Below are 7,120 nucleotides of genomic sequence, written 5' to 3'. Positions count from 1 at the left end.
CCGGCTGGAGGCCGCCTCGGCGAGCACGGAGCGCAGGCAGGCGGTCACGTGGTCGTCGGGTGACTACGTCACCAACTGCCCGGTGGTGGGCCGCTCCAACGCCCTCGCCCCGCCGATCGGGTTCGACATCCTGGCCGACGGGACCCTCCGCGGCGAGGTGACGCTGGGTCTGGAGTACCAGGGCCCGCCCGCGTGCGTGCACGGCGGAGTGGTCTCGCTGCTGTTCGACGTGGTGCTGGGCCGGGCGAACTTCCACGCCGGTACCACCGGGATGACCGTCTACCTGGACGTCGACTACCGCAGCCCCACCCCCGTCCTCGAGCCGATCGTGGTGACCGGTCGGCAGGTCAGAGTGGAGGGGCGCAAGATCTGGGCGCAGGGCGCCATCCACGCGGGCGATCGACTGTGCGCGACCGCCGAGGGCATGTTCGTCGAACCCGGCGGCCTGCTCCTGGAGAACCGGCGCCGCCTCGCGGGAGGGTGACCGGCGGTGACCGGGTGAATGCGGAGTAGATTCGGTTTTCGTGACCACCGATACCTCCGCCACCGACGACCGCCCCTTCGGTACGACCGATCCCGCCTCGGCCGGCGAGGAGGGGGCCCCGTTCCTGCGCCAGGACGACGACGCCTCCGGGTCCACCGACCTGGCCCGAGAACTGCGCCGGGTGCGGGGACTCGTGGCGGGGTCGCGCTTCGACGACGTCCACGACGCCGTCAGGACCGTCCGGGAGCTCGCCGACCATCTCGAGGCCGTCGGCACCATGGTGCGCCCCTCCGACTACGCGACCTGGGGCGTTCCGGAGCATCTCGCCTCCAACCCCGCGATCGGCAGCCGTAACCCGGTCTCCCCGCCGCTCGAGCCGGTAGTTCTGCCCGACGCGACCGTGCGGGCGGATCTGCGACTGGGCATCGAGTACCAGGGCCCTCCCGGGTGCGTGCACGGGGGGATCGTCGCGCTGGTCTTCGACGAGATGCTGGGCCTGGCCAACGCCGCCGCCAAGAGCGTCGGCCTGACCGCGGACCTGAGGGTCAGCTACATCTCGCCGACCCCGCTGTACGCCCCGTTGCGGTTCGAGGCGCGACAGGACCGCGTGGAGGGCCGCAAGATCTGGGCCAGCGCCACCGTGTACACCGGCGAGACGCTGTGCGCGCGCGCCGAGGCGTTGTTCATCGAACCCAGGGGGATCTCGGACGCGCAGCGGGACCGTCCCATCGAGGGCTGACCGGGCTGAGCGGGCCGGCGTCCGGTCCCGGGTTGAGCGGGCCGGCGTCCGGGGTCCCGGGGGGCGGGGACGCGACGCGTCGGTGGAGCCGCTCAGCCCTCGCCGCGTAGGGCCTTCATCCGCTTGTGCGCCCCGGCCACGATCCGGCCGCGCTCCACTCCGGAGCTGAACTCGACGCCCTTGAGATTGCCCTCCCCGCCGCAGACGTGGACCGGGCCCTCGCCGATCGACGCGAGCACCTCGTCGGCGACGTCGGCGGGCTCGCTCACGGTCATGCCCGGGAGATCCATGTCCAGACCGGCGCGGATCATGGCCGGGGTCCGGGTCACGCCGAGGATCACCTCGACCACGTCGACCCCGTGCTCGCGCATCTCCAGCCAGAGCCCCTCCACGAAGACCCGGCTGAACGCCTTGGCCGCCGAGTAGATGCTCATGTCCGCGTGTCCGAGGTAGCCGGCCATCGACCCCATGACCACGATGCCGCCCCGGCCGCGGGCCTTGAGCGCGGGGGCGAAGTGCCGGATGACCGCCAGCGGCGAGGTGATGTTGAGGTCGATGACCTGCTGGACCCGCTCCATGTCCGACTCGGCGAACTCCGCGCCGTAGGTGTTGGCCCCGGCGTTGAGGACCACCAGCCCCACGTCCAGTCCCTCGCAGGCGGCGGCGATCCCGTCGGCGGCACCGGGCCCGGTGAGGTCGACGGAGAGCACGCGGCACTCCACACCCCGGGCGCGGACGGCCTCGGCGGTCTCCTCGAGGGGTCCGCTCCGGCGGGCGACCAGCACGGAGGAGACGCCGGCGTCGGCCAGGCGGAGGGCGATCTCGGCACCCACTCCCTCGCTGCCGCCCACGACCAGAGCCCAGGGGCCGTACGTGGACGGATCGATCTGCTTCTTTTTGACGGGTGTCGACATAGTCTCCAGAGTATGACCAACGACAGCGACAGTCCTGAAATCGGCCGAGGTCCGCTCCCGAGGATCGAGGGCGTGGACGACTTCCAGTTGAGCAGCATGCGGGAGCGACTGGGGGACACCTTCGATCCGATCGCGGTCCCCGACCTGCCCACGCCGGATCCGGATCTCGATCGTTCGGTGGCGGAGCTGCGCAGGCTGCGTGAGGCGATCGCCGGGCTCGCCCACTCGGAGGTCGAGCTGGGGGACATCGCGGACCGGTTGGCCGAGGTCGCGGACCTCCTCGAGCCCCGCGTGCCGGAGCCGGCCCGTCGGCTGGAGGCCATGTGGACCGGCGCCGGGTCCCGCCGGGCCAACCCCGTCGGCGGTCCGGAGAACCCGATCGCCCCGCCGGTGCGGTTCTCCGGGTGTGACGACGGGTCGGTGACGGCGGAGGTCACGCTCGGACTGGCCTACCAGGGCCCTCCCGGGTGCGTCCACGGAGGGATCAGCGCGCTGATCATCGACCACATGATGGGCTTCGCGAACCACTGGGGAGGCCGCTACGGCATGACGGCCCACTACGAGATCGACTACCGGTCACCCACGCCGCTGCTGCGGCCGCTGACGTTCCGCTCGTGGGTGGACGAGGTGGACGGCCGCAAGACCTGGACCAAGGCGACCATCCACGCGGGCGACCGGCTGTGCGTCGAGGCCCGCGGGCTCTTCCTCGAGGCGAGCGTCGCGGTGCCGGGTCGCCCGGACCAGCGGTCGACCGTGGGGGACGGTGCCTGACCGGACCCGACACCTGGCCCCGGGGTGTCGACCCCGGGGCGCCGCCGACTCAGTGTTGGAGGTCGACCTGCACGACCTTCTGCAGGTAGGGGGCGATCACCTCGGTCAGGCCCGAGGCCAACTGGTCCGGGTCCTCGGGCGGGAGCGAGATGAAGCTGATGCCGATCCGGGCGATGATCGAGGCCGCCAGCCGGGCCTGGCTCGCCTCGATCCGCATCCAGCTCTCGGACAAGGCCGGCACGAGCACCTCGGTGGCGCGCTCGATGAGCGGCCCCGCCTCGGTGGTGATCAGCCGCAGCAGGTCCGGCTTGATGTCCCCCGTCACGAGCGCCCGGATGAGCGGGTCACGACTGCTGGACCGCAGGAAGCCGTTGATCCCCTCACTCAGGGCCAGCTCGATCTGCCCGGGATGCCTGATGATGGAGTCCCGGATCTCGCCGGCGAAGGTTTCCGACAGCTGGAGCGCGTACGCCTGGGCCAGGCCCTGACGGTTGCCGAACGTGCTGTAGAGCGTCTGGCGGCTCAGTCCTGCGGCCTTGGCCACGTCGGACATGGTCACGGCCGACCAGTCACGGGACTCCAACAGTTCGTGCATCGCGTCGAAGACGGTGAGGCGAGGCGACCAACGCTCCCCCTGGGAATCCCCGGAGGAGCGTCGGTCACTGGTGGAGGGGCGGCGCGGCATGAGGTCCATTGTTCCTGATCTGGCGTCCGCGGGTGGTGGAGGGCTACTTCACGGGCAGGAAGTCGACCTTGTCGCGGACGCCGCAGTCCGAGCACCGCCAGGTGGTGGGGATCGCCGACCACGGGGTCCCGGGCGGGAATCCCTCACGCGGCTCGCCGGCCGCCTCGGAGTAGTGGTGCCCGCAGTTCGGGCACACGTACTCGCCGGTCGGCGACGTCTGGTCGGCGGCGATGTCGGTGTCCGCGACCACCTTCTCCGCCACCGCGGTGGAGCCGGCGGCGGCCGCATCGACCCCGTGGCGGGCGAGGATCTTCTCGCGCTTGGACGGCTGGATGTTGGCCCGGGTGATGTCACCGTCGTAGTGGGCCAGCACCCGCTTGTCCATGACCTTGCGCCACAGCGGCGGCACGTAGGCCAGGACCATCATCGTGGCGTACCCGGACGGCAGCTGCGGGGCCTGCTCGAAGCTGCGCAGGACCTGGTAGCGGCGCATCGGGTTGGCGTGGTGATCCGAATGGCGCTGCAGGTGGTACAGGAAGATGTTGGTGACCAGGTGGTCGGAGTTCCACGAGTGCTCGGGCCGGCAGCGCTGGTAACGACCGCTGTCGAGCTTTTTGCGGCGCAGCCCGTAGTGCTCGAGGTAGTTGACGACCTCCAGCAGACTGAACCCGTACACCGCCTGCAGGATCAGCCAGGGAAGGACCTCGAGTCCGAAGACGGCGGTGAGGCCGCCGAACAGGACCAGCGTCATGAGCCAGGCGTTGATGTTGTCGTTACGCAGGGTCCACGGTGACTTGCCGAGGCGCTCGAGGCGGTTCTTCTCCAGCTCCCAGGCGGAGATGAGGGAGCCGATGACGCTGCGCGGGAGGAAGGCCCAGAACGACTCACCGAGCCGCGAGCTGGCCGGGTCCTCCGGGGTGGCGACGCGGGCGTGGTGCCCACGATTGTGCTCGATGTAGAAGTGCCCGTAGGCCGTGGTGGCGAGCGCGATCTTGGACAGCCACTTCTCGGAGTTCTGGATCTTGTGTCCGAGTTCGTGGGCGGTGTTGATGCCGATGCCCCCCGCGATGCCCACGGCCCAGGCGACGCCGATCTTGGCCACCAGCCCCAGCCCGCCCTCGTGGCCGAAGAACGACAGGTCGTCGGCGGTCCACAGGTAGCAGGCGAAGATCAGGGCGGCGTACTGCACCGGGAGGTACAGGTAGGTGCACCACCGGTAGAAGGGGTCGGCCTCCAGGCGTTCGATGACCTCCTCCGGCGGGTTCCGACCATCCACCCCGACGACCATGTCGAGCAGAGGGATGAAGACGAACACGACGAAGGGGGCGACGAACCACGCCACGACGGCGGCGGTGCCCCACCCGGCGTGGGAGAACCACGAGAACAAGCCGAGAGAGATGAACAGGGCGCCGGCGGGGATGAGCCCGAGCAGCCACAGGTATCGCTTGCCGTCAGTCCAGGGGTACGGCTGCGCCGCGGTCTCCCCTGCCTGGAGGTCGGTGTGCATCACAAGTCTCCCTTGATCGAGCCCGGCGGCGTGTGTCGCACGCCACCTAGTGGGTCAAATCTAGACAAACATCAGCCGTTTGTCTAGACAGGGACCCTCTTTTTGTCCAGAGACCTCGTCGGGCACCCTGCCCTGCAGGCCCGCCGCCGTGCGCCCGCTCCCCGCGCGTTCCCCCTGCTGGCCTCGCTGTACCCCCCTCTGCTCGGGTCCGGGATCCGCATCCGGCACATCGCCCCGGACTGGACCCGCGGAGAGCTGAGCATGCACGTCGCACCGTGGACCGCCAACACCAACGGCACCGCGTTCGGCGGTGCACTGTTCGCCGCGACCGACGTCCTCTACGGGGCGCTGCTGTCCGGGCAACTCGGTGGCGGCTACCAGGTGTGGACCAAGAGCGCGACGATCGACTTCCGGGCCCCCGGCCGGGGCCGACTGCGGTGCGTGGTGGACGTCCCCGGCCCCGAGGCGGACGCCATCAGGGAGCGCCTGAACGACCACCCGAGCACCAGCGTCGTCCACACCGCGGTGGTGAGCGACAGCCGCGGCACGACGGTCGTGGAGGCGCAGCACACGATGTTCATCAGGCGGAAGAGCTGACCGGGGGCAAACCGGCCCGAGGCGCGTAGGATTATCCGGTCCCCGGCCCTCCTCGGAAAGGACTCCCGTTGGGAGCCACCCCGCTCGCCTGGTCGCTGTCCGTCGGCCTGATCGTCGCACTGCTGCTGTTCGACTACTTCTTTCACGTGCGCAAGGAACACATCCCGACGCTCAGGGAGTCGGCCATCTGGTCCGCGACGTACGTGGGCATCGCGATAGCCTTCGGCTTCCTCGTGTGGATCTTCGGTGGAAACCAGATGGGCGTGGAGTACTTCGCCGGGTACATCACCGAGAAGGCGCTCTCGGTCGACAACCTGTTCGTGTTCCTGCTCCTGTTGACCAGTTTCAAGGTCCCGCGGGCCGGGCAGCAGAAGGCACTCCTGTTCGGCATCGTGTTCTCGATCATCGCCCGGACCGGGTTCATCTTCGTCGGAGCCGCCCTGCTCAACGCGTTCAGCGCGCTGTTCTACGTGTTCGGGCTGTTCCTCATCGTCACCGCGGGCCGTCTCCTGGCCGAGGACGACGAGGACGACGACGCGGACAACTTCGTGGTGCGTCTGGCCAAGAAGTTCATCCCGGCGACCGATCACTACGACCACGACAAGCTGTTCACCATCGAGAACGGCAAGAAGGTCATGACGCCGATGATGATCGTCATGGTGGCGATCGGCGGCACCGACATCATGTTCGCGCTGGACTCGATCCCCGCGATCTTCGGCCTCACCCAGAACGTCTTCATCGTCTTCACCGCCACCACTTTCTCGCTACTCGGCCTGCGCCAGCTGTACTTCCTGCTGGACGGCCTTCTCGACCGCCTCGTCTACCTCAAGTACGGCCTCGCGGCGATCCTGGGCTTCATCGGCGTCAAGCTGATCCTCCACGCCCTGCACGAGAACAACCTGCCGTTCATCAACCAGGGCGAGCACGTCAGCGTGGTGGAGGTACCCACCTACCTGTCGCTGGGCGTCATCATCACCGTCCTCGTGGTGACCGTCGTGGCCTCGCTGGTGAGCCCGGCAGGGAAGGCGCTCACCGTGCTCGGCAACCTCAAGCGGCACTCGCACGAGTACCTGAACAAGAACTTCACCGACGACCCCGTCGAGCGCGCCAAGCTGTGGGCCAAGATCCTCCAGAACGAGGACAAGCTCAAGTCGATCGACCGCAAGTACTTCGGCTCCGAGGGCGACGTCTGGGAGCTCGAACAGCTGCTCCGCAGAGTGTGGGACGATCACGCCCGCTACGAGCGCGCCACCGACTACACCCGCTGACCGGCGACTACGCGCTCCGGCCGGCCCACATCCCGAGCGGGTCGGCGACCGGCTCCCCGAGGAGCGGTGGGAGCAGCAGAGTCCCCGGCCACAGTGACCGCAGCGCCGGGAGCACGCCGCCCGCACCCGGGTCACAGGCCCGACCGCGCGGCGGC

General features: G+C 69.3%; 8 protein-coding genes. 5 read left to right on the top strand and 3 right to left on the bottom strand.

Annotated elements, in window-relative coordinates; translation table 11 throughout:
* Window positions 1–484 (top strand): PaaI family thioesterase (locus tag G6018_RS00960; protein ID WP_182638493.1); only part of this gene is annotated, 484 nt, incomplete at its 5' end.
* Between the two features lie 40 nt (window positions 485–524).
* Window positions 525–1,223: a PaaI family thioesterase gene (locus G6018_RS17505; protein ID WP_182617359.1), complete on the top strand. Its 699-nt coding sequence runs from the start codon at window positions 525–527 to the stop codon at window positions 1,221–1,223.
* Between the two features lie 92 nt (window positions 1,224–1,315).
* On the opposite strand, the gene G6018_RS00950 is transcribed toward G6018_RS17505, so the two are convergent.
* Entirely contained in the window at window positions 1,316–2,137 is an 822-nt protein-coding gene (locus G6018_RS00950) for an SDR family NAD(P)-dependent oxidoreductase (RefSeq protein WP_187700525.1), read from the bottom strand.
* A gap of 12 nt (window positions 2,138–2,149) precedes the next feature.
* Here G6018_RS00950 and G6018_RS00945 point away from each other — a divergent pair, with 12 nt between their 5' ends.
* Complete coding sequence (locus G6018_RS00945; RefSeq protein WP_179524022.1) at window positions 2,150–2,908, top strand: PaaI family thioesterase; 759 nt, start codon at window positions 2,150–2,152, stop codon at window positions 2,906–2,908.
* Between the two features lie 49 nt (window positions 2,909–2,957).
* Here G6018_RS00945 and G6018_RS00940 read toward each other — a convergent pair whose 3' ends face one another.
* Window positions 2,958–3,593, bottom strand: coding sequence for a TetR family transcriptional regulator (locus G6018_RS00940; protein ID WP_241730643.1), 636 nt, complete (start codon window positions 3,591–3,593; stop codon window positions 2,958–2,960).
* Window positions 3,594–3,636: 43 nt separating this feature from the next.
* Window positions 3,637–5,100 carry a fatty acid desaturase gene (locus G6018_RS00935; protein ID WP_182638492.1) on the bottom strand — a complete coding sequence of 488 codons (1,464 nt, stop codon included), beginning with the start codon at window positions 5,098–5,100 and terminating at the stop codon, window positions 3,637–3,639.
* Window positions 5,101–5,202: 102 nt separating this feature from the next.
* On the opposite strand from G6018_RS00935, the gene G6018_RS00930 reads away from it, so the two are divergent.
* A complete protein-coding gene (locus tag G6018_RS00930; protein ID WP_241731209.1) occupies window positions 5,203–5,697 on the top strand; it encodes a DUF4442 domain-containing protein in 495 nt (164 codons plus the stop codon).
* Between the two features lie 68 nt (window positions 5,698–5,765).
* Entirely contained in the window at window positions 5,766–6,965 is a 1,200-nt protein-coding gene (locus G6018_RS00925; RefSeq protein WP_179524262.1) for a TerC/Alx family metal homeostasis membrane protein, read from the top strand.
* The last annotated feature ends 155 nt before the right edge of the window (window positions 6,966–7,120 follow it).

The organism is Dietzia sp. DQ11-44 (assembly GCF_014145205.1).
Lineage (GTDB): Bacteria > Actinomycetota > Actinomycetes > Mycobacteriales > Mycobacteriaceae > Dietzia > Dietzia natronolimnaea.
The sequence above is the reverse complement of the archived record's forward strand: the minus strand, read 5'-3'. Positions and strand labels throughout refer to the sequence as shown.